Annotated in this window: 24 protein-coding genes; 13 read left to right on the top strand and 11 right to left on the bottom strand. The window is 63.8% G+C overall.

The genetic code is table 11. The features are described from left to right. The 7 genes from ACWDXS_RS29335 to ACWDXS_RS29305 all read left to right on the top strand — a co-directional run bounded on the left by ACWDXS_RS29335 (position 1) and on the right by ACWDXS_RS29305 (position 6,457). Positions 1–1,128 carry a sedoheptulose 7-phosphate cyclase gene (locus ACWDXS_RS29335; RefSeq protein WP_449970562.1) on the top strand — a complete coding sequence of 376 codons (1,128 nt, stop codon included), beginning with the start codon at positions 1–3 and terminating at the stop codon, positions 1,126–1,128. Continuing rightward, positions 1,125–2,237, top strand: a complete 1,113-nt coding sequence (locus tag ACWDXS_RS29330) for a hypothetical protein (RefSeq protein ID WP_449970559.1) — start codon at positions 1,125–1,127, stop codon at positions 2,235–2,237. The genes ACWDXS_RS29335 and ACWDXS_RS29330 overlap by 4 nt, the downstream gene beginning before the upstream one ends. Continuing rightward, positions 2,234–3,313, top strand: a complete 1,080-nt coding sequence (locus ACWDXS_RS29325) for a hypothetical protein (protein ID WP_449970556.1) — start codon at positions 2,234–2,236, stop codon at positions 3,311–3,313. The genes ACWDXS_RS29330 and ACWDXS_RS29325 overlap by 4 nt, the downstream gene beginning before the upstream one ends. Next, a complete protein-coding gene (locus ACWDXS_RS29320; protein ID WP_449970553.1) occupies positions 3,310–4,428 on the top strand; it encodes a DegT/DnrJ/EryC1/StrS family aminotransferase in 1,119 nt (372 codons plus the stop codon). The genes ACWDXS_RS29325 and ACWDXS_RS29320 overlap by 4 nt, the downstream gene beginning before the upstream one ends. Then, positions 4,425–5,105 carry a ribulose-phosphate 3-epimerase gene (locus ACWDXS_RS29315; protein WP_449970550.1) on the top strand — a complete coding sequence of 227 codons (681 nt, stop codon included), beginning with the start codon at positions 4,425–4,427 and terminating at the stop codon, positions 5,103–5,105. The genes ACWDXS_RS29320 and ACWDXS_RS29315 overlap by 4 nt, the downstream gene beginning before the upstream one ends. A gap of 210 nt (positions 5,106–5,315) precedes the next feature. Beyond that, positions 5,316–5,762, top strand: a complete 447-nt coding sequence (locus tag ACWDXS_RS29310; RefSeq protein ID WP_449970547.1) for a GNAT family N-acetyltransferase — start codon at positions 5,316–5,318, stop codon at positions 5,760–5,762. 50 nt (positions 5,763–5,812) lie between these two features. Further along, entirely contained in the window at positions 5,813–6,457 is a 645-nt protein-coding gene (locus ACWDXS_RS29305; RefSeq protein ID WP_449970544.1) for an NUDIX hydrolase N-terminal domain-containing protein, read from the top strand. 802 nt (positions 6,458–7,259) lie between these two features. Here the strand turns inward: ACWDXS_RS29305 and ACWDXS_RS29300 are convergent. Further along, complete coding sequence (locus ACWDXS_RS29300) at positions 7,260–7,418, bottom strand: hypothetical protein (protein ID WP_449970541.1); 159 nt, start codon at positions 7,416–7,418, stop codon at positions 7,260–7,262. Positions 7,419–7,478: 60 nt separating this feature from the next. Between ACWDXS_RS29300 and ACWDXS_RS29295 the strand changes: the two genes are divergently transcribed. Together ACWDXS_RS29295 and ACWDXS_RS29290 are read left to right on the top strand one after the other, a co-directional pair. Beyond that, positions 7,479–8,204, top strand: coding sequence for a hypothetical protein (locus ACWDXS_RS29295; RefSeq protein WP_449970538.1), 726 nt, complete (start codon positions 7,479–7,481; stop codon positions 8,202–8,204). Next, complete coding sequence (locus ACWDXS_RS29290) at positions 8,201–8,773, top strand: GNAT family N-acetyltransferase (protein WP_449970535.1); 573 nt, start codon at positions 8,201–8,203, stop codon at positions 8,771–8,773. Before ACWDXS_RS29295 ends, ACWDXS_RS29290 begins: the two co-directional genes overlap by 4 nt. A gap of 23 nt (positions 8,774–8,796) precedes the next feature. Here ACWDXS_RS29290 and ACWDXS_RS29285 read toward each other — a convergent pair whose 3' ends face one another. After that, positions 8,797–9,714 (bottom strand): HNH endonuclease, encoded by a 918-nt coding sequence (locus ACWDXS_RS29285; RefSeq protein ID WP_449970615.1) that lies wholly within the window; start codon positions 9,712–9,714, stop codon positions 8,797–8,799. Between the two features lie 397 nt (positions 9,715–10,111). Here ACWDXS_RS29285 and ACWDXS_RS29280 point away from each other — a divergent pair, with 397 nt between their 5' ends. Then, positions 10,112–10,657: a hypothetical protein gene (locus tag ACWDXS_RS29280; protein WP_449970532.1), complete on the top strand. Its 546-nt coding sequence runs from the start codon at positions 10,112–10,114 to the stop codon at positions 10,655–10,657. Between the two features lie 282 nt (positions 10,658–10,939). Here the strand turns inward: ACWDXS_RS29280 and ACWDXS_RS29275 are convergent, their stop codons facing one another. The 6 genes from ACWDXS_RS29275 to ACWDXS_RS29250 form a co-directional block, all read right to left on the bottom strand. After that, entirely contained in the window at positions 10,940–11,155 is a 216-nt protein-coding gene (locus tag ACWDXS_RS29275) for a hypothetical protein (protein ID WP_449970529.1), read from the bottom strand. Between the two features lie 120 nt (positions 11,156–11,275). Continuing rightward, entirely contained in the window at positions 11,276–12,127 is an 852-nt protein-coding gene (locus tag ACWDXS_RS29270) for a sigma-70 family RNA polymerase sigma factor (protein ID WP_449970526.1), read from the bottom strand. A 20-nt stretch (positions 12,128–12,147) separates the two neighbouring features. After that, positions 12,148–12,534 carry a VOC family protein gene (locus tag ACWDXS_RS29265; RefSeq protein ID WP_449970523.1) on the bottom strand — a complete coding sequence of 129 codons (387 nt, stop codon included), beginning with the start codon at positions 12,532–12,534 and terminating at the stop codon, positions 12,148–12,150. Positions 12,535–12,726: 192 nt separating this feature from the next. Continuing rightward, entirely contained in the window at positions 12,727–13,452 is a 726-nt protein-coding gene (locus ACWDXS_RS29260; protein WP_449970520.1) for a transposase, read from the bottom strand. Positions 13,453–13,489: 37 nt separating this feature from the next. After that, entirely contained in the window at positions 13,490–14,074 is a 585-nt protein-coding gene (locus ACWDXS_RS29255; RefSeq protein WP_449970517.1) for a hypothetical protein, read from the bottom strand. Positions 14,075–14,572: 498 nt separating this feature from the next. Next, positions 14,573–14,857: a hypothetical protein gene (locus ACWDXS_RS29250; RefSeq protein ID WP_449970515.1), complete on the bottom strand. Its 285-nt coding sequence runs from the start codon at positions 14,855–14,857 to the stop codon at positions 14,573–14,575. A gap of 235 nt (positions 14,858–15,092) precedes the next feature. Between ACWDXS_RS29250 and ACWDXS_RS29245 the strand changes: the two genes are divergently transcribed. Both ACWDXS_RS29245 and ACWDXS_RS29240 read left to right on the top strand, forming a co-directional pair. After that, positions 15,093–15,443 carry a hypothetical protein gene (locus ACWDXS_RS29245; protein ID WP_449970512.1) on the top strand — a complete coding sequence of 117 codons (351 nt, stop codon included), beginning with the start codon at positions 15,093–15,095 and terminating at the stop codon, positions 15,441–15,443. Between the two features lie 44 nt (positions 15,444–15,487). Then, a complete protein-coding gene (locus tag ACWDXS_RS29240; protein ID WP_449970510.1) occupies positions 15,488–16,339 on the top strand; it encodes a DUF5753 domain-containing protein in 852 nt (283 codons plus the stop codon). Positions 16,340–16,400: 61 nt separating this feature from the next. On the opposite strand, the gene ACWDXS_RS29235 is transcribed toward ACWDXS_RS29240, so the two are convergent. Beyond that, on the bottom strand, positions 16,401–16,979 hold the full coding sequence (locus tag ACWDXS_RS29235) for an HNH endonuclease (RefSeq protein WP_449970507.1): 579 nt from the start codon (positions 16,977–16,979) through the stop codon (positions 16,401–16,403). A gap of 615 nt (positions 16,980–17,594) precedes the next feature. Then, positions 17,595–18,806 (bottom strand): hypothetical protein, encoded by a 1,212-nt coding sequence (locus ACWDXS_RS29230; protein ID WP_449970504.1) that lies wholly within the window; start codon positions 18,804–18,806, stop codon positions 17,595–17,597. Positions 18,807–18,908: 102 nt separating this feature from the next. Between ACWDXS_RS29230 and ACWDXS_RS29225 the strand changes: the two genes are divergently transcribed. Then, on the top strand, positions 18,909–19,769 hold the full coding sequence (locus ACWDXS_RS29225; RefSeq protein ID WP_449970501.1) for a glycosyltransferase family A protein: 861 nt from the start codon (positions 18,909–18,911) through the stop codon (positions 19,767–19,769). 23 nt (positions 19,770–19,792) lie between these two features. On the opposite strand, the gene ACWDXS_RS29220 is transcribed toward ACWDXS_RS29225, so the two are convergent. Further along, entirely contained in the window at positions 19,793–20,872 is a 1,080-nt protein-coding gene (locus ACWDXS_RS29220) for a three-Cys-motif partner protein TcmP (RefSeq protein ID WP_449970498.1), read from the bottom strand. Positions 20,873–21,030: the final 158 nt, after the last annotated feature.

Genomic DNA, 21,030 nt, shown 5'->3' with positions numbered 1-21,030 from the left:
ATGGACCGCATCTGGGGCATCGCTGCGACACAAACGATGTGCTACCGAATCCGACGAACACGAGACTGCCTCGACCCCGACAACAACGACCTGGCCGACGCCGTGGGCATCGGCAATCGCCGCACGCTGGTCTTCGTCGACTCGACGGTCATGAGCTTTTTCGGCGACAAGATCCTCGCCTACTTCGACACCTACAGCTCACTGTGCACCGTCGTGCCGATCGAAACGACCGAGCGCACCAAGAACTCCGAGACAGTGAGCCGGATCGTCCGCGAGTACGACAAGTTCGGACTCAGCCGGCGCCGCGATGCCGTCGTCGCAGTCGGCGGTGGAGTCCTGACCGACGTGGTCGGCTTCGCCGCGAGCATCTACCGCCGAGGCGTGCCTTATGTCCGAGTACCGACCACCTTGTTAGGGATGGTCGACGCTGCCGTGGGCGTCAAGACCGGGATCAACTTCAACGGCCGCAAGAACCGGCTCGGCACCTACTACGCCTCGAGCGAGACCCTCGTCGACCCGAGCTTCCTGTCGACGTTGCCCGACCGTCAGATATCCAACGGGATGGCCGAGATCCTCAAGATCGCACTGGTCAAAGACAGCGGGCTGTTCGACCGCATCGAGCGGGAATGGACCACCGCTCCCGGTTTCGCAGCCAACACGACAGTCAGCGGCCCCATCATCGACGCCGCGATCACCGCGATCGTCGAGGAGCTGGAACCGAACCTGTGGGAGGACAACCTCGCCCGACTGCCCGACTTCGGCCACACCTTCAGTCCCTCGTTCGAGCTGGCGGCGAAACCGAAGCTGTATCACGGGGAAGCCGTCGCCATCGACATCGCGCTGTCGTGCGTGCTCGCCCACCAGCGCCAACTCATCGACGACGAATGCCTGAGCCGAATCCTGACACTGATGGCCCGCGTCGGACTTCCGCTGAGCCACACCTGCATCACCGACGAGATGCTGCGCGCGGGGCTGTCGGACTCGATCCGCCACCGCGACGGCAACCAGAACCTTCCGCTGCTCACCAAGATCGGCACCGCGATCTTCGCCCAGGACATCACTGCGACCGAGCTGTCCACCGCCGCCGAAACGGTGCGCCCGTTCCACACCGAACTGTGCACCGCATGACCACCGCCGACACCACCGCCGTCAACCGAGCCCTGGTGCGCAGCGGCGATGACCTGCACCTGCGGCGCACGCCTCTACCCGGTATCCCCGAACAAGCCACGATCCGCCGTGTTCTTCGGGTAGGCATCTGCGGCACTGACCTGCAGATGCAACGCGGCGCGCGGTCCGACCGCGCCACGATCCTCGGGCACGAAGGTCTGGCCCTGTCTCCGGACGAACGAACCTGCGAGATCTTCAATCCCGTCGACCCGACCAACCAAGACGTGATCCTGGGGCACAGCTACGACGGCATCCTGCGCGACTACGTGCCCACCACACTCCCGTGCCGGGTTGTGCCCGCGCACGAGGGACTCCCGGTCGACCTCGGTGCGCTGGTCGAACCCACCGCCACCGCCCTCTACGCCTGGGAGCTGATGAGCCCGCTGCTGCGCCCGGCCGCGAAAGTCGCGGTCTTCGGCAGCGGTTCAGCAGCCCTGCTGGCGGCAATGCTGGGCGAGGATCTCGGGTACCGGATGCAGATCGTTCACCCGCGGCGAGGGCGACTGCGCTACATCGACCAACTCGGCGTGCTGACCGCGAGCACCCTCACCGACCGGATACCACCAGCCAGCGTCGACGGTGCCCTCGTGTGCCTGCCCCGCGGGGCCACCGTCACCGCCATCGGCGCGGCCACTGTCAACCTCCGCGACAAAGGCGTGCTCGACCTGTTCGGTGGCATCCCCACCGGACTCCAGCACCCCGCGCTGCCCGGCATCGACTTGTCAGCGGTACGCCGCTCCAACGTCTGCGGGCAAACCCCGAATACCGACTACGCCCAAGTGTTCACCAAGCCTGGCAAGCGAATACGGGTGACCGGGCATCGGGGAACATCACGCGCCCACCTCGACCGAGCCCAACAACATCTGCTCGCAGCTCCCCACCGATTCGGCAAGCTCATCAGCCACGTGATCTCGCTCGAAGAAGCCGCCCTGCGGATCCCGTCGATGGCCCGAGGCGAACGACCTTTCGGCGAACACGTCAAGGTCGTCGTCGACCTGACCATGTCCGGGCCCGCGCGCGAGGCCGACCTGACGACCACCGTGGCCGAACACCTGGAGGTGATCCGATGACCGCTCCCGTCGCAACAACCTATCGGCGTATCGAGCACCGCGACCACGCCGCCTTCCTCACCACCGCAACGGTGGCCGGGCAGCCCTACGGGCTTGCCACCGACCGTGTGGTGCTAGCCCCCCGAGCGGTCGGCGTCTGCCGCTCGGACCTGCGCGAGATCAGCGGTGTCCGGTTCGGGCGCTGCGACTTCGGCCACGAGATCGTCGGCAGCGTCCTCGACACCACCCCGGCCCTGGCCGACCTGCGAGGGCGCACAGTGGTGTTCGATCCGCACCCCACGCTGGCTCACCGGACATCAGGATTCGGCGAACTGGTCGAACTCAGCGGTGACCCCCACCAGTTGCGTGCCGCGCTGGTCCCGGTCCCGGAAGGGATCACCGACCGGGTGGCCGTGTTCACTGAACCGCTGGCGTGCGCGGTGCACTGCGTCACCCGGCTGCACGCCGTCACCGCCGACCTCGGCCTGGCGCCGGAGACGGTGATCGCGGTGTTCGGTGCGGGGATGGCCGGGGCCCTGATCAGTGCCGTCCTCACCGCCACCGGCTACCAGAGTGTCCTGCTCAACCCCAGCAAACCGCGTATCGGGTTCCTGCGCCGCCGCCGCGCTCTGCCCTCGCGGGTCTTCGACTCCAACCGGCACCGTCCACCGTTTCAGCGAATCGTCGTGGCCACCGCCGCCGCCACACCGCACGTGCTGGAGACATGCTCGGACATGCTCGCCGACGACGGACTGCTGCTCGTCTTCGCAGGCACACAACCCGGTGACCAACTCGCCGGCATCGACGTCGACCGACTGCGCCGCACCGAAGATGTCGGCGAATTCGCGTGGTCGAGCGGGCGGCGCTACCTCGCGGGCACCCACGGGGCCACCGCCGCCGACTTCCAGACCGCCCTGAACCTGTTGCGGCGCAGCGCCGATAACGGGTGGTCACCATCGTTGTGCGTCAAGCGACTCACCACTCAACTCCTCAAACTCGACGCCGCTGCCGACCACCTCACCGCCACCGCGGCCCGCAGCGACCTCGGCAAAACAATCGTGCAGATCCGCCCCTTCCACCTGTCGGAGTCGCGATGAAGGTCCCCCGCTACAACCACCTCTCCCAGTTCACAGACCTGACCGCCACCACCGAGAAAATCAGGCACACGCTGGCCACCGGCGACTACATCCTCGGCGATACCGTCGCCCACTTCGAGCACCGATTCGCCGATTACCTCGGCGCTACCCACGCGATCGGAGTCAACAGCGGCACCGACGCACTGACTTTCGCCTTGACCGCGCTCGGCATCGGACCGGGCGACGAGGTCGTCACCGTCGCCAACACCTTCCACGCCACAGCCCTGGCAATCACCACTGTCGGGGCGAGGGTGGTGCTCGTCGACTGCGAACCCGATACCTATCTGATGGATCTCGACGCGCTCGACGCAGCGTGCGGGCCGCGCACCAAGGCCATCCTCGTAGTCCACCTGTTCGGCCGCAGCCTGGACATGAACCGAGTCACCGCCATCGCCGCCCGCCACCAGATCCCCCTTGTCGAGGACTGCGCCCAAGCAGTCGGAGCCACCTGGAACCACCAGCGGGTCGGCACCTTCGGTGCTGCCGCCGCCTTCAGCTTCCACCCGAGCAAGAACCTCGCCGCGGCTGGTGACGCCGGAGCCCTCGTGACCAACAGCCCCGTAATCGCGCACACAGTCAGGACGTTGCGCGGCCTCGGACAGGACGGGCAGGACAACCACGTCGCGCTCGGGGCGAACTCCAAACTCGACGCCATCCAGGCCATCGTCCTCGACGCCAAACTCGATCATCTCGACACCTGGAACGCCGAACGCCGTGCCATCGCGGCCCGCTACCGCCACGCCCTCACACATCCCGCCATCACAACGCCACCGCCATCGGAAGAGCCCGGCGACCACGTTTACCACCTGTATCAGGTCGCGGTGCCTCATCGCGATGCCGTTCTCGCACAGCTGCGCTCGGACGGCATCGACGCCGTCGTCCGCTACCCCGTCCCCATCCACCACCAACCCGCCTTCGCCCGCTATGGGTTCGACGGGAAGTACCCACACGCCGAGAACCAGGCAACCAGCACGTTGTGCTTGCCGATCCGACCGGACTTGTCACCAGCAGAGGTCGACTTCGTCTGTGACCGCCTGACCACCGCAATCACCGACTCCCAGGAGGCCCTCGCATGAACGTGTCCATCGCCCCGGCGCTGATCGGCGCCGACCCCCTCGCGCTGCGCGAGGCCATCGACGGTGTCGCGGCCAGCACCGCCAAATACCTGCACCTCGACATCATGGACGGTCACTACACCCCCGCGATCAGCTTCGGCCAGCGCACCGTCGCCGCCATCCGCCAGCACACAACCCTGTCCCTCGATGTCCACGTACAGACCCTGCAACCCGAGCGCTACATCGACGACCTCATCACCATCGGAGCCGACCGGATCAGCTTCCACATCGACGCCGCCACCGACATCGGCACCGCCCTCGACACACTCCACGAGGCTGGCATTCGCAAAGGGCTGGTCCTCAACCCCGACCTCGGCCTCGAACTCCTCGACCCCTACCTCGCACGCCTGGACTTCGTCGTCCTCATGACCAGCCGCCCCGGCACCAGCACCTTCGATCCCACCGTCCCGAACAAGATCCGCACCCTGCGCACCGCCTTGCACAACCAACACCTCGATACCGTCGAACTCGTCGCCGACGGTGGCATTACCACCATCACCGCACCCCAGATAATCGCCGCCGGAGCCGACACACTCGTCGCGGGCAGCGCGATCTTCAACGCCGCCGACACCGACCTGCGCACAGCGGTACACCGACTCGCCCAACCGGCCCAGACCGCCGCCGCGCGGGAGCACTGACCGAATCAGGAGACAGTGTGCTGACAAGCCGCGCGAAGGGAGCTCGTGTCCGCTACAGGTCCACCGGACAACCCACGGGATACGCTGGTGCCGCCGCCACCGTCGCCACGTGTGGCAGATCCCGGTGGTTAGATCGAAAACTGTTCCAGCCCTATATTTTTCGGCTGCTCGAAACGTCGAGTCCGTGACGCAACACAGGAGGAACCCAACGTGTCGCAGACACACGAGGCGGTTGTGATCGACATCGTTACCGAGGTAGACGACGAGACCTTGGCCTCGCTGACAGCTCTCCTACCTCAACTATCCACCACCGCAGCACTTTTGACCCGTGAGCGCTTGGAGGCGGTCATCGATTCCCCGTCGACGCGGCTGCTCACCGCACGGGTCGACGGAACGATCGTCGGCGCGCTGACACTGGTCATGTACACGATCCCCACCGGGCTGCGAGCACGTATTGAAGATGTCGTCGTCGACCGAGTCGCGCGGGGCCTCGGTGCCGGACGAGCCCTGACCACCGCTGCGCTCGCCATCGCGAAGGACCACGGAGCGCGCACAGTCGACCTCACGTCGACTCCGACGAAAACCGCAGCCAACCAGCTCTACCAGCGGCTCGGATTCGCCCCACGCCAGTCCACGACCTACCGCATGAACCCCTGACCAAGGTCGAACTGCCACCGCGACAACGCCGCCCAGACCGAAGGACCCGAATGGACAACGCTCAACCCACCACTGAGGCCCAGATCCGGCACCACGCCATCGCCCTGGCCGCCCTCGCACACAACGGCCTCGTCTTCGCCACCGACGTCTTCGACCGGCAACGCTACGAACAGGCCGAACAGATCGCCGCAGACCTGCTCGCCCTTATCAGCAACAGCACCGTCGAGGACCTGCAGAAGAACGTGTTCCTCGAAAAGGGATACATGACACCCAAAGTCGACGTCCGAGGCGGCGTCTTCGATGACCAGGGCCGCATCCTGCTCATCCGCGACCGCAGCGACGAGAGGTGGACTTTGCCCGGCGGCTGGTGCGATGTACTCGAACCTCCCTCGCTCGCAGTCGAACGCGAAGTCGAGGAAGAATCCGGAATCACGGTGCGCGCCAGCAAGCTCGTGGCCCTGCACGACCGGGACGTGCAAGGTCACCAGCCCGCCTTCCCTTATCACGTGTACAAGCTGTTCTTCTTGTGCGAGACCATCTCCCACGGGCAACCCAGCCCCGTCGAGACAATGGAAATCGGCTGGTTCGACATCGACAACCTGCCCGAGCTGTCGACCACCCGTGTACTCGACACCCAAATCCGACTTCTCCACGAACACTGGAACAAACCAGATCTGCCAACCATGTTCGACTGATTACTCGTCGCCATGACGAGATCCGGGGCACTGATAGCCGAGTCGTAGGCTCGTCACTGACGGCCGGGGTTGGCGGCCGTACTCGACCGGTTGGGCACTCGATTCTGCCGCCCGGCAGTTGCCGGAAACGGTGACGGGCCCTCCCGGTCGAGAGAAACTCTGTTGCCGGATAGCGGGTTTCGAGCCATCTTCACCTGCCACAACCATCCAGCGATCGCCCGTCGGTGGGTACTGTTTGGCGTATCGTTTGCGTTCCCAGGCCAGATGCTGACTATAGGAAATGGCGATGATACGAGGGCGGGGTTGGACCGGTTTCGACGCGGCTGCGCTGCAAGAGGCGATGCGTAAGTCGACCCGAGAGTTTGCCGCGCTGCTGGGTGTCGAGACGACCACGGTCAACAATTGGCGATCAGGTCTGAGCACGGTCAAACCCCGACCTCTGACGCAAGAGATCCTGGATACCGCCTACCGGCAACACGCGACCGCGGAAGACCGAACGAGGTTCGAACAGATCGTGGCCGAAGGCGAATCTGTTTGGCGCAGTCGCCACTCGGCAACATCCCGTCAGACCCACTTGCCCGCACTGGCCAGGTCCACCGACCATGCCGACAGCCCAAGCCGACCGGTTAGCGGTGTCCCTGACCTCACCACACGACCCCAGGAGATGAGCGAGTGCCGAGCCGAGGCCGAAGGAGAGGATGAGGTGAACCGCAGACAATTCGGGGTCGGTGCGTTGAGTGCCATCGCTCTGACGGGAACGATGGCTGGGCTACCTCAACAACCTCTCGCATCGGCCAAACGGCTACGCCAACAACCTCTCGCGTCGGGGAAACGGCTCGGTCTCGCCGAGGTTCGTGGCTGGCTGACTTTCGCGGAGGAGATCGATCAGCGCGATCAGCGAGAAGGTGGTGCCGGGCTCGTCCGAGAAGCTCACACCACCTTGTTGCAGGCCCGCGGCCAACTCGACTCCGCGCAGTGCGATCCCGCGACCGCTACGGCAGCTGCCAGTGCGGTTGGTAATGTGGCAGTCATCGCGGGCTGGGTGGCCTATGACTCCGAACATCACGACCTCGCTCGCGCCTGTTACCGGGAGGCGTTGGAGTTGTCGGCACGGTCGGGCGACGATGATCTGGCAGTGCACTCGCTCCTCAACGCTGCCACCCTGGAGATCTCGCTGTCACGGCAAGGGGCAGGCAATCCGTATCTGGCGCTGCAGAACGTCAACCGGGCCGCACAGATCGCACAGCCGTGGAAGCCCGGCCGCATCCACGCACTTATCGCGGTACGGCAGGCACAAGCCTGGGCGCGCATCGGAAGCCATGCCGACTTCCGTACCGCGATGAATCACGCTCACGCGGCTATGGACACCGCGTTGAATTCCGAACTCCTCACTCACTGCCCCCGCTGGCTGCGATTCGTCGATCCGATCGAACTCGCCGGGCACGAAGCAAGGGCCTACGGTGATCTCGGCGACCATCGCGCGGCGTTGGATCTCTACGAGCGTGCGCTGGAAGGCCAAGGCGTGCGCAACGAGGCCAACACCCGCGCGTGGTACGCAGCGACCCGCGTGGCTGTCGGCGACCTGCGCGGCGCGCTTGCCGAAGCAGAGCCAGTACTCGCCACGCTGGAAGAAGTCGGATCGACCCGGACTCTGCGTGTGCTCGCTCCACTCCGCAGTCACGGCAGAATGGCCGAGGAGTTTGCACACCGCTACGACAAGATCGCCCAGAAAGCTCTCACCCCGTGACCGACTTGCACTTTCACCACCACGGCGCTGCATCCGCCCGCGAGCAACGCGAAACCGTCGAAGGCATCTACCGCCGCTCCTACACAACGGCGATCGACTCTGGTGACCTGTTCGAGTCGCCAGAGTCGTTCATGCATCGTTTCGACGCCTACACCGACCCCGACCGTGCCAGCGGATTCGACCTCGTCATCGTCACACTCAGCGACCTCGCGATCGGCCAAACCTGGGGCTGGCCCCTACCATCGGGAACCGCGTGGTGGACCGGGCTCGAACTCGACGATGCCGTGCTCGACCACGACGAATTCACTCACGAGACCGGCAAGCGCACCTTCGCGTTGAGCGAGATCATGGTCGACCAGACCCACACCGGGCGCGGAATCGCCCACGCCCTTCACGACGAAATCCTCAGTCAACGTCCCGAAGAGCGAGCGACACTGCTCGTTGACCCCGAAAACCCACGCGCATACAGCGCTTACCGAAAGTGGGGATGGAGCAGGGTCGGCACTCTCACGCCAACCTGGGATGGTGCACCTACCTTCGATGTGCTCATCAGGTCACACTCGTGTTAGGACGACGTCGCATCGGTCATTGATCAGTCGGAAATGACCTTGTTGGACTTGGCACGGTTGCACCGCCAGCACAATGCCTGAAGGTTCTCAGGCACTGTCAGCCCGCCCTTGGACAGGGGAATAATGTGGTCCACTTCAAGCAGTAGGTGAGGCTCAGCTGCGACCGAAACAGAGCAATACCTGCAAGTATGGTTGTCACGCGCCTTGATCATCCACCGCAGTCTCGAGGTCATCAGCGCCCGCTGACCAGCCACGCTCTTACGGAACCTGATCCTCTGCGACATCGTCTCGATCATCGCGTCGATCGTCTCCCGATTGAGGATGACGACCGTACGCTGCGAGCTATTCCCGCCAGCGCTGACGTACTCGAACACGTACACCGGATAAGGCACGATGATCGGCGACAACTCGACCCCGACCTGCTTCATGAACTCGCCCACGTAGTGCTTCATGATGAACTTGGGCGGATTGACCGACCGGGTGATGCTGGCCTCGCGCTGCCCGAGGTTGGTTACGGCATCTTCGAGGCGAGTGATGCCATCGCCTAGGTTCTCTACATCGGCCAGGTCGGTCTCGGTTGCCTTGATGTTGAAGTACTTCATGACGTACTTGACCGGGTCGGCGCTCGCGTTACGAGCGACCTGCAATGAACAGTTGTGCACGAACGGCGTCTGATACGTGGCGATGTTGCGGTCGCGGCGGTATTTGTATCGGCTGGTGTTCTGGAAAGCCGCCAGGTGTGCTTGTGCTCCACTGAAGGACCCACCGAGCCCGAACGTGCCACGGCTGCGAATTTCAGCGACGTAGTGTGCAAGCTCGTTGTGATCAGCGACGAACGAGGCGACCGCGGCCTTGTGGGCCAGAAACTCCTCGCTGGCAAAGTACCGCGTCATCCGCATGCGCCGGATCAGTAGCACCAGACCCCACGGCCCGAACACCACAGCAACGCCGATCGCTGCACACAACAGTAGTTGCCAGTTCGCCGCTATCACTTGACAACCAACCGGGTCAGCAGATTTTCGACCAGGCCCGCGACAGATCGCACTCGATCACCCCTCCCCTGAAGGTGCTCGCGGTGAGCAGCCTGACGGTAGCACGACCGCCCGACACGAACCTGGACTCAGAGCTGTCCGAAACACCGAGCGTCGCAACCTTCGTTGGTGTGACCACCGCCGACATCGAGCTGGCCATCTCAATGTGGGCCGCAGTGATGTCTACGCCTTGGAGGTTCTACCGGAACTAACCTCGACGGTGCGGTACGAAAAGCGCCCAGGCCCTTTTCCTTCGGGCCGGGGCGCAGTCACTATTCCTGTCGGTGTCGCGGCGTAGCCTGCGCATGTGCCGACCTACTTCCATGTCGACCGAGCGAACAGGCTTCGCGAAGAGGGCATTTTCGAGCTCTCCACCCATTCGTCGCCGACGTGGTTCGCCGGTGGGTTGTCCGGACATGGCCAGTCGTACCTCAACGGCCAGTTTCAGTTCAAGTTTGAGGATTCGCAGGGACAGCAGCTCGGTGCAATCAATCAGGACACAGGTCTCGAGCTGCTCTGGGAGTTCGTTCGTTTCCATGGATACCCTCAAGCTCCTTCCCACCTTCGATCCGTGTTCGCCTTCGAGCGACTCGATGAGGCAAGACGGTTTGCGGAGTCTGAGCAGATGGGAACGATCTGGGAGATCGACGTAGAGCAGCCCGGATTCCGTGCTGACATGTCGCTCCTGAAAGGCGAGCCACAAACCAGGAACACTCTCGAACTGGCCCGCCTCTACTGGGAGCAAATCAACGACGACGACCGGTCACGGTTTCCGCCTGAGTTCGGCCCGCCAGTTTGGGAACACCTTCTGACACCGCCTGTGCGCGTAGTACGACGGATGTCCACTACCTAGTCCCCAAAAAGTGTTCCCGTCTTCGTTGTGCCCCGCTGTCTTGAGTCAAGATCTTGGCAGGAGTTGGCTGGTCAGATGATTAACGCCACGGTTGGTGAGATCGCCTGAGCACACTCGGTAATGCCGATGAGCGGCGCTGCAGGGAGTCGATGTCGAGGAGTATTAGCTTGTCGGCGCCGAGCAGGCGGTATGGCGCTAGGCGCGGGCCCGGAGTTCGCGGTGGATCCGGGCTGACCGGCGTCGAAGCCGCGATGGCGGGGAGCCGATATCGCGTGTTCAGGCTCAGTGATCGAGGTACAGCCATCGCACCGGCGATGTCTCCCGGACGTGCACGAGAACTTGGAATGCACCGAACAGCGACTCGACAGCGATGTGCTCGTCGGTATCGCGCTGCGGGGAATACATGCCGCTGATGGTCCTGGTGGTCGCCGGGCCGCGCCGCCACCGGTCGCCCGCCTCGGGCACCTCGCCCCGCAGTGCGGGGCGCCGGAAGGTCAACTTGCGGTGAGCATCTGACGCCTGACCGAACGCACCCTCATGCCGAAGACAGTGCTGCTCTACCGGCCCGCACAGGGGGCACTCGCATGCGCGGGCCGTGTCAACGCTGACGGCACCGGTTCAGGTCGGCTCGGGCAACCGGATCGAGGCAAGTTTGGCCGGGTCGATCACGATGTGAAGCGCGGCGATCCGGTCATCGGTGACGGTGAAGGCGATGACCGAGAGCGGGGTTCCGTCAGCACGCCACGACATGTGGCCAGGGATACCGTTGACCAGCACTGGTCGTTGTCGAGCAACCTCGCCGGAGAACATGCGAGCGCCAGAGGCAACCGCGGTCGCGCCCAGGGCGACGACCACACCGTCGGCAGTGTCGACAGTCAACTTCACTTGCGGGTCGAGGACGCGCAGGAGCGCTTCGAAGTCACCGACTAGGGCTGCGGCGCGGAAGGCTTGGACGACCTCGTGGTGCTCACGCCCGGGCCCCGCTCGACGTTCCGTGGCTTGAACCTTGCGGCGGGCGCGACTGGCGATCATTTTGCTGGCGTCGGCGGATTTGCCCAGGATCTGCCCGATTTCGGCGAACGAGACCGCGAACATATCGTGGAGGACGAACGCCAGGCGCTCGCTCGGGGTAAGCGTATCGAGCACGACAAGCAGGGCGAGCCCAACCGAATCTGCTAGCGCGACTTGGTCATCCGGTGTGGGGCCGTCGTTGGGCGTTACCACGAACCCCGGAAACTCCTGCCCATATCCGGTTTCGGGGCGGGCTTGGCGAGAGCGCAGCAGATCCAGGCTGACTCGGCCGACCACGGTGGTCAGCCAGCCCGCCAGGTTGTCAATCGCGGCTGTGTCTTGACGGATCAAGCGCAGCCACGCTTCCTGGACCACGTCCTCGGCATCGGCGTGCGAGCCCAGCACGCGATAGGCGACGGTGCGCAGCCGATCGCGCTGGGCCTCGAACGTCTCGGCCACCAGGCCGAATGGGTGGTCGGTCACGGCTTACGCTGCTCCCGCAGCGAGATCCGATTGCCGTCTGGGTCTGTGGCCTCGACCCGAATCCCGAACGGATATTCCTCGGGCTCGGATTCCACGAAGGTCACTCCACGACCGCGGAACACTTCGAAATCCTTTCGCAGATAATCGGACTCGAGAATCAGCGGGCCCGGCGCACCGTTTCGGGTCCCAACCACCGGCCCGTCCGCCGATTGTGGCCACAGAATGATCTGCACCGGGCTATCGGCGATTCCTACGGTGAGGAAACGCCCATCGGGCCCAGGGAAGTCGATCCGCTTGTCCAAGCCAAGGCCTTCGGTGTAGAACTCCAGCGCGCGGTCTTGATCGGTGACGTAGATCGTCACGTACATGATGTTGGTCAGCATCGGCTGCTCCACTTCGGTCGTAGATGTGAGACCGTCCGTAATCGGTCGTCGCTTCTATGACGAGTGCGGTCCGCAAAAGGTAACAGGATCGCCCCCCGAAGTGGTTGCCGAGCGAGTCGCAGCACCCCACTCGGGACGTAACGGCCCCAGCTCCGCACACGATTTCCACAGCCCGATGCACTGTGATGCCGCTTATCGCTCCATTTTTCGCTGCTCGCAGCCGATGAGGGCGGAACTAGGTGTTCGGTCGTCGATCGCCTGGTGCGGCCTGATCGTGTTGTAGATGATCCGGAAACGGTGAACCTCCATGTCGAGGGCATCGCCGTCGGCGATCACACCACGGAACAGATGCTCGTATTTCAAGGTGCCGAAGAACCGTTCGATCACACCGTTCGTCTGGGGCGACCGCACGCGGGTGCGGACGTGGCGTAGCAGCGGATCCGGCCCGGCGAACGCGGACTTGAACACCTCCCCGCGAAAGCACGGGCCGTTGTCCGACACCACCGCGATCGGCGCGGGCGCCATACCGAGCACCTCCCCGCCCGGCCCGATAACCTCGGACAGCCCACGATCGGCATGCAGGTCGTCCAGCTCGAGCATCTGTTCGGCCTCCGCGACCGCGAGTCGCAGACAGGCCAGCGCGTCTGCACCGCGGGCCGTCGGGGTCACGGTAATGGCCAGGCAGTATTTCGTCGCGTAGTCGATCACCGCGCAGATACCGCCACCGGTGGTTTCGAATTCGCTGAAATCGGTTTGCCACACTCGATTGCGCTGGGTCGGTGGATCATGGAACACCTTGCGCCGCAACATCGCCCACGAATTGCGGTCCGCTCGATACCCTTGCGGCAGCAACAGTCCACGCCGCCGCAGTGCCCGCTGCACAGTCGAGGTGGAGACCTCGTGGCCGTCAGCGCGCATCAGTGCCGCGATCTTGCGATGCCCCCACGCCGGCCCCCTACGAATCCGGCGCTCCGGTGACCGGATGGGAGGGTGTTTGCGGCGGTGGGGTGATCGCGGTTGCGAGGACGGTGAGCACTTGAGTCAGTGCGTCGAGTTCCTTGGCGAAGGCGGTGTACGCATCATTGACCCGGACCTGCCGACAATGGACGTCGAGCTCGATTCGCTCGAGTACATGCGCGGGCACGGAGTGCACTTCGGTGTGATGGGTGCGAACGCGCCAGTCTGGATCAACGGAATACCTGACCGCCTCGTCGCCGATACCGAAGCATCCCTCAGCCTCGGTCTCGGCGACGACGCCTAGTAGGCGTCCGCGTGCTCGGGCCACCCGAACGGCCCCGGTACGAAGTGTTGCGGCGAAGGCACCGACCTTGGACGCGAGGCGAGCACCCGAGCCTTTCTCGGCTCTCATCCAGTCCACGACCGCGTCCGCGCTCCTGCTGACCCAGAACTGGTCGAGGTCTGCAAAGGCGCCCGCGGTGCGGTTGATCAGTCCGGCGTGGCTGTGAACCACGTTCTCCAGTTCTGATGCCCATTCGTGGAGCCGGTCGAGCTGCCACTGCCGCACCTGCGGGAGCATCATCGGCATCACCTCACCTCGTGCCCATGGCTCAGCAGCGCTTCGCGAGACAGCACGAATCCTTCGTGAATCGCCTCGAGTTCATCTGCGTGGGCTGCGATCTTGGCCGAGACATACCGAGCGTGTCGCGCAGCTCGATGTCGAACACTCTCGACGTGGTCACGTAGGTCGCCGCACACAGCGGGCAATGCGGATCCGCGTAGCGCCTCGGTGAGCATAGCGCTCGGCGAGTCGATTTCGAGCGCCTCGATGTGGGTTGCGAGGTCGTCGACGGATTCGGCGAGTTGACGGATTCGTGCGAATTCAGCCTTGAAAACCAAGGTAGCTCCCCAACTTTCTACAGGTCCTTGTCGCTGGGCCTTGAGTCCCTGAGACACCGGGTGTGATCGAGTCGTCCGCCAATGGACCGGCACTCGGCGTGGCCGAAGGCGCAGGTATGCGCGTTCGTGCTCGACCGCCAAGAACGAGCGCGGGATTCAGGTGAGTGTGTAACCAGCGGCGTCACCAGATCTCGACCACCCAGCCTCGGCCATCGACGAACGTGCACGCTGCGGTCACACCGAGTTGGTGCCCGGCTCGCCGTAGCGCCCACCAGCATTCGGCTTCGACGGAGAACTCCTGCGCGGCGAGCGGTGTCAGATCGTCCGACGAGGCACGGTCACCGGCCTCCCCGTTTGCCGTCGGGTCCCACAGAAACGCGAGCGATCCCACGAGCAGAACGGCCGTGGCTATCACCGTCCAGGCTCCGGCGCACCAGACCCGCCGCAGACTAACGAACGCGTACATCCCTACCTCTCCCCCGGTCCCGAGACTGTGCCGGTTCCGCGATGCCGATCGCCCACATCAGGCACAAGAGGCGCCCCGGCAGGCCGGATCCTCGTGCGAGACTGAGCGACTCATCTACAGCACACCACAATTTGCAACTATTTGCACAGTCATGGAAATCTTTGCTTGACCTGAGATGCGCTCATGATCCAATATCGACGCCAACATTCAACTTCAGATCACAGGGGGAGTCGCCATGAGGCACCGATACCTCGGCACCAGCTCACGGCAGGGGCAATCACCGACGCTGTACGCCACCGACCACGACACCTACCTGGTTCAAGGCTGGAAGATCGCCGACGCAGGGGCAGGAGTCATCGAGATCCCGCACGAGCTACTGACCTACCTCGAAGTCGGCACCTGCCTCGGCGTTCGCCTCGAAGACACCGGCAAAGGAACCTTCCGAGTCTGGGGCACACCGGTCACCGATCCGCACCTGCTGGCAGGCCTCGCCGTTCCCGACCACGAGCAATGCATCGAGGTCCCGCGAACGCTGGTCATCCGCCCGGACGAACAACCGCTGGCCCCACAACCTGTTCAGGTGTAACCGCTGCCGGTCATTTCGGTATCGACAGACTATCGTCGGCAGGCGTGGGCACTGTTCAGGAAGCACGTCAGGCACTGGGATTGCGGCTGCGTGGGCTTCGCCTCGCCGCGAAGCTCACCGGCCGCGACCTCGCACAGCAAGCGGGCTGGAACAACTCGAAAGTCAGCCGCTTCGAACACGGCAAGCAAGTACCGACCTCTGCCGACATCCACACCTGGTGCACCATCACCGATTCGGCCCGCCAGATACCCGACCTGTTGGCGACGGTGCGCAATATCGATGCCGACTACCTCGAACTGCGGCGGGTCACCGCTCGGCGCCTGCAGCAGGACGTCGGCCGGATGGAAGCATCCGTTGAACAGATCCGCGGCTACGAATCCGATGTGATCCCCGGCTTGTTGCAAACCAGAGCCTATGCCACCGCCATCCTGCAGACGGTGATCGCCTTCGAAGCCGGCGAAGAAGAGGTCGACGCTGCAGTCGATGAACGGGTGAAGCGCCGCACCGCCGTGCTCGACAACAACGCGCCCCGCTGCCATTTCATCCTCGGTGAACAGGCCCTGTATTCCAGCTTCGGTGACGACGAGGTCATGATCGAGCAACTCGAGCAACTCCTCGACGACACGCAACAGCCGTGGCTGGAACTCGGAATCGTCCCCCGAACCGCCTACCCACGCGTGCTGACCACCAGCTTCGCGATCTACGGCGGCAGTGACACCATCCATGTCGGTGTTGAACTACTGACCGAAGTCTCTTCGATCACCGACCCCGGCGATACCTCACGCTACGAGAAGGGGTTTCGGCTCCTCAGCGAAACAGCCGAGGCTGGAGACAGTGCGCGCGAACTGATCCGCCAGGCCCTCACGGTCCGCCGGAAAGACCACGACCACCAGTAGCGCGGGCCCCAGGAACGAGGGCGCCGAACCAGGGCCAGCACACCTATCTCCGGGCTGAAGATCAGCTGGGCATCAGCTTGTTCGACTTGGCGCGGTTGCACCGCCAGCACAAGGTCTGCAGGTTCTCCGGCGCTGTCAGCCCGCCCTTGGACACCGGAACGATGTGGTCTACCTCGTGCAACAAGTGCGGCTCGTCAACGAGCGAAACCGAGCAGTACCAACAGGTGTAGTTATCACGCGCCTTGATCATCGACCGCAGTTTCGAAGTCATCAGCATCCGCTGGCCGGCCACGCTCTTACGAAACTTGATCCTCTGCGACATCGTTTCGATCATCGCGTCGATCGACTCCCGATCGAGCATCACGATCGCGCGCTGTGAGCTGTTCCCACCAGCACTGACGTACTCGAACACATACACCGGACATGGCACGGTGATCGGCGACAGTTCGACCCCGACCTGGGCCATGAACTCGCCCGCGTAGTGCTTCGTGATGAACGTGGGTGGATTGACCGACTGAGTGATACCGGCCTCGCGCCACCTGAGGTTGGTGACGGCATCTTCGAAGCGAGTGATCCCATCGCCCAGGTTCTCGACATCGGCCAAGTCGGTCTCGGCGGCCTTGATGTTGAAGTACTTCATCACGTATTTGATCGGGTCGGCGCTCGCGTTGCGGGCGACCTCAATGAGCAGTTGTGCACGTACGGCGTCTGATAGGTGGCGATGTTTCGGTCGCGGCGGTACTTGTGTCGGCTGGTGTTCTGGAGAGCCGCCAGGTGCGCGTGCCTGCCGCTGGTAGACCCCCCCCCGAGCGCGAACGTGCCCCGACGACGTATCTCAGCGATGTAGCGGGCGAGCTCGTTGTGGTCTATGACGAACGCGGCGATCGCGGACCTGTGAGCGAGAAAGGCGTCGCTGGCGAAGTACCGCGTCATACGCACGTGCCGGATCAGGAGCACCAGGCCCCCGGGTCCCGAACACGGTCCCAGCGGTCACACCCCCCACTGTGAGCGGTAGCCCGCTGACCGAGATCACTCGACGACCACCAAGATCAGAACCATGTCCATCAGGCCCCGCCCTGCACTCGATCGCCCCTCCCCTGAAGGTGCTCGCTGTGAACAGGTTGACGCTAGCACGAACGGTCCACGACGAACCGGGCTCCCGGGCTGATGGTTGCTCGCCCAGCATTCGTCGCACCACCGATACCGCGCGGCGTCACCCCACACGGCTGGGAGCTACGCGGCCCGATTGCGCAAGCTACCGGTGAGCGCGGTCGGCACGCGCGGACAGCCGTCCGGCGATCAACCATGTTCCGCCGACCACAAGCAGCGCGAAGATCGCCAGACCGCCGCCCAAGCCCGCGATGATCCACAAGCGGCCGGCGAGTCCGAGGTTGCCGTTGAGGGAGACGTTGAGCGACCCTACTGCGAAGGCGATCACGGCGGCGAACACCGACACCAGCTCGACCGCCCGGATAACCGAGCCACGCACCGTTTCTGCCAGCGAGGTGATGTCAGCCTCGATGCGTTGGGCACGATCGAGTTCGGCGTCGGCGCGGCGGGCAGCGACCTGAGCCACCCGGATCGCTTCCTTGCGCGTCGTGTACTGATTCTGGAACAGCTTGTGGCTGACCCGCATGCCCGTGGCCGGAAGAAGGGCCAGCGCCGTATCGATACTGCTCATGGCCGCATCGAGCTCGCCGGTGAGCCATTGTCCGGTCGCGAGCCGGAAACGGAACAAGTGGTCATCGGGATAGTCGGCAACGACTTCGTTGGCATGATCGCGCAGCATCACACCGTGCCCGTCGAAATCGACACTGATCGCCAATCCGTTGAGCGCGACATCGATGGCAGCGTAGGTCCGCCCGGGATCGCGCCACACTTCGTCGAACAGCCGACACGCATGCTCGTGCGTAATCCTACGACTGCCGAAAGCAGCGAACGCCTGCAGCGCGCGAAACAGCGGTGATCGCCGATGGTTCCCGATCGCCAAGGCCAGCGGCGAGGATTCCAGAAAGGCCGCCAGTTCGTCGAAGTGGAAGTTAGCCCGCAGCTTCCCGGCGTGATACAGGGTGGCGAAGTAGGCGCGGCGGCAACTGCTGTCGTCGGAGGCGACGATGTCACCTGTCGCATCAGCGATCTCGAAGGCCGTCTCAACCGAACTCCGGGTGACGAACGCGTAACCCATCGCCCACTTCTCGCGCACCCTGTCCGCCACGACGACCGTGGCGTGTTCGCCGAGCCATCCTGCGCAGTCGACCGCGGTGCGTAGCGTGGGTTCGGCGTGGAAGCGGTGAAACCAGTACCGGTCGGCGCAGATCAGGCGAGGGTCGGAAGCGAAGTCCGCGGACCCCAGATCGAACTGAGGCTCGACGCCCTGGGCAAGGTACTGCTGCGCGATCCGGTCGCAGTCGCGGTCCAGCTCACGGGAATCGGTGGCTGCCAGCCCGGCCAAGGCCGCCTCGAGCACTGTGTGATCCATGAGATCCCCTGTCCTTCATCACATCCGAATGATCAAGGTCACTGACTACCACAGTTCTCGCTCCGACGTCGAGATGGCACACTGCCCTGCATGACGATAGCGGTGCTGACGGCCGTTCACGCCGGATATGCCCGCTACCTCGGCACAGCGTGGAATTCCCTGCATGCCCAGACCCGGACCGATTGGGTCTGGACCCTGCAAGTCGACGGCCCCCGCAGCCCGGACGTGCTCGCCGCGCTCAGCACCTGTGACGCGCTCGGCGACGTTCGAGTACGTCTGGCGTTCAACGGCACTCGTGAAGGCCCGGCGACTACTCGCAACATTGCACTCGGCCGCATCGAAGAACCACTGGTTCAGAACCTCGATGCCGACGACGCACTCGAGCCGGACGCACTTGCGGCATTGTCCGATGCCCTCACACATCATCCTCGTGCCGGGTTCGCGGTCGGGATTGCCAGCGATGTCCACGACTCGGGCGCCACCGTCGAGGTTCCGATCGGATTCTGCCCCGGAGTGCTGCCACGAGGCGCACTCGTCGACGAGTGGATTACCAACGACACCCAATACCACGTCCCCGTCCATCCCGCGGGGGCGATGTGGCGTCGCGAGGTACTGTTGGCGGTCGGCGGGTGGGCCGCTCTCCGCAACATGGAGGACACGGCCCTGCTGATGGCAAGCTCGGCAGTCGCCGACGGAGTCGCGGTCGGGATCCCTACACTGCGCTACCGACGTCATCGCCTGCAGCGATCCAGACAAACGTCAATCTTCGAGGGGGGGGGGGGGAGCAAATTTCGATGGTACGCGCGCGTGCCGAACTTCTCCGACGTGGTCCGGAGTGGTGGGTCCGGGCGGAAGACTCAACCAGCATCTCTCTTGACTGAGATCACGGTTCGCACCAGACCTCAGCCCAGTGGGTCCGCTCCGCCGCAGCACGGCAACGTGTGCATCTGATGTATCCGTGGCCACGCGCCTCGTTACGGTACGCGAACGAATGATGCTCGACGAACTTGGCGGCCACTACCCTCCAGCTGAACGGAGCCCGAGTTGATCAGTGGTTTCAATGCGCGGATGACGTGTTCAGGCCTGAAGACGGTGTTGAACAGCGTGTACTGCCGGAGGTCTTCGACGCGCGCTCGCCGGACCTGGTCCAGCCGGGAATTGAGGAGCCTTGACAGCGGGGCGAGTTGCGGATCGTCGAAGTCGAACAATGTTTCCAGTTGTTCGTCGCGCGGGTCGCGAAATCCCACTCCGAACGCCTTGTCGACTTCCCACAGACTATCCTTCATTTTGGACACCCCGAGCCCGTGATTGGTACCGAATACCAGGTATAGGACGTCACCGCGACTATCGATCAGTTCGAAGTCGAGCAGGTATTTGAAGCCCGCATTTTTCAGGGCAGATCTGTAGCAGTTCAGAATGAACTGACGCTTCTTGCTGCTGTCGACTGTGCTCGCTTGCCTCCAGGTCTCGTCGCCACCGAAGACATCGCCAGCATCTTCCCCGAGGCCGTCGACGAATCTGACGAAGTAGTGTGGCTTGAACGTGACAATCACCTCCGACCCCTTGTTTTCCGCTAGGCGCTCGAGAAACCGATACGGGACAGGCGCGTTTCCCCAGGAATCGAGCACTGCCAGTATCGGATCACCCCATGCCCCGAGATCGTCAAGCTGCCGCTCCAACACCTCTTCGCATTTTCCGTGGGTGACCTTAACCGGCATCTCATCCTCCGGCCTTGGGCGCTGAGGAAAAGCTTGCTTGAGCCGGTCTCGCAGCATTTCGACACAACGCGTGTCGTCGTCAACGAACAAAAACGAGGCACTCTTCGAGGGTTTAGAAACCTTGTCGGCGAATGCACGTATCGCTATGATCGGCGATCCGTCCTCACCTTTATCGTAGACGCCAGGCCCCGAAAAGCCCTCAGCGTAGGTCGCACGGTCCCACCCTTTTTCGCTGAGAATTATCGGGAACCAACGCTCAAGATACCGTCGATAGATGTCATGCTTCGCAGCGGTGTGCTCGACACGCTCCCATGGCACCGGCCCGTTGACTGGCATGATCCTCCCCTAGTCCAATCACCGCCCCATCAGCCTCCGCGGGCGCAAGTAGTCGACTTGATCCAATACCTACCCAGACCGAGCATACCCATCAGGCAGCCGGCTCGTTCGGGGTATTAAGACCCGAACCACCTCGCGGTCGGCACCACGGCGCGAGC

This window comes from Nocardia sp. NPDC003183 (assembly GCF_053590715.1).
The sequence above is the reverse complement of the archived record's forward strand: the minus strand, read 5'-3'. Positions and strand labels throughout refer to the sequence as shown.

Bases quoted from the DNA above. Each gene is read 5' to 3' on its own strand.
- ACWDXS_RS29250 (WP_449970515.1), bottom strand. From the start codon at position 14,857: ATGTACGCGTTCGTTAGTCTGCGGCGGGTCTGGTGCGCCGGAGCCTGG.
- ACWDXS_RS29325 (WP_449970556.1), top strand. From the start codon at position 2,234: ATGACCGCTCCCGTCGCAACAACCTATCGGCGTATCGAGCACCGCGAC.
- ACWDXS_RS29225 (WP_449970501.1), top strand. From the start codon at position 18,909: ATGACGATAGCGGTGCTGACGGCCGTTCACGCCGGATATGCCCGCTAC.
- ACWDXS_RS29265 (WP_449970523.1), bottom strand. From the start codon at position 12,534: ATGCTGACCAACATCATGTACGTGACGATCTACGTCACCGATCAAGAC.
- ACWDXS_RS29335 (WP_449970562.1), top strand. From the start codon at position 1: ATGGACCGCATCTGGGGCATCGCTGCGACACAAACGATGTGCTACCGA.
- ACWDXS_RS29220 (WP_449970498.1), bottom strand. From the start codon at position 20,872: ATGCCAGTCAACGGGCCGGTGCCATGGGAGCGTGTCGAGCACACCGCT.
- ACWDXS_RS29255 (WP_449970517.1), bottom strand. From the start codon at position 14,074: ATGATGCTCCCGCAGGTGCGGCAGTGGCAGCTCGACCGGCTCCACGAA.
- ACWDXS_RS29305 (WP_449970544.1), top strand. From the start codon at position 5,813: ATGGACAACGCTCAACCCACCACTGAGGCCCAGATCCGGCACCACGCC.
- ACWDXS_RS29260 (WP_449970520.1), bottom strand. From the start codon at position 13,452: ATGCGCGCTGACGGCCACGAGGTCTCCACCTCGACTGTGCAGCGGGCA.
- ACWDXS_RS29315 (WP_449970550.1), top strand. From the start codon at position 4,425: ATGAACGTGTCCATCGCCCCGGCGCTGATCGGCGCCGACCCCCTCGCG.
- ACWDXS_RS29320 (WP_449970553.1), top strand. From the start codon at position 3,310: ATGAAGGTCCCCCGCTACAACCACCTCTCCCAGTTCACAGACCTGACC.
- ACWDXS_RS29330 (WP_449970559.1), top strand. From the start codon at position 1,125: ATGACCACCGCCGACACCACCGCCGTCAACCGAGCCCTGGTGCGCAGC.
- ACWDXS_RS29235 (WP_449970507.1), bottom strand. From the start codon at position 16,979: ATGAAGTACTTCAACATCAAGGCCGCCGAGACCGACTTGGCCGATGTC.
- ACWDXS_RS29245 (WP_449970512.1), top strand. From the start codon at position 15,093: ATGAGGCACCGATACCTCGGCACCAGCTCACGGCAGGGGCAATCACCG.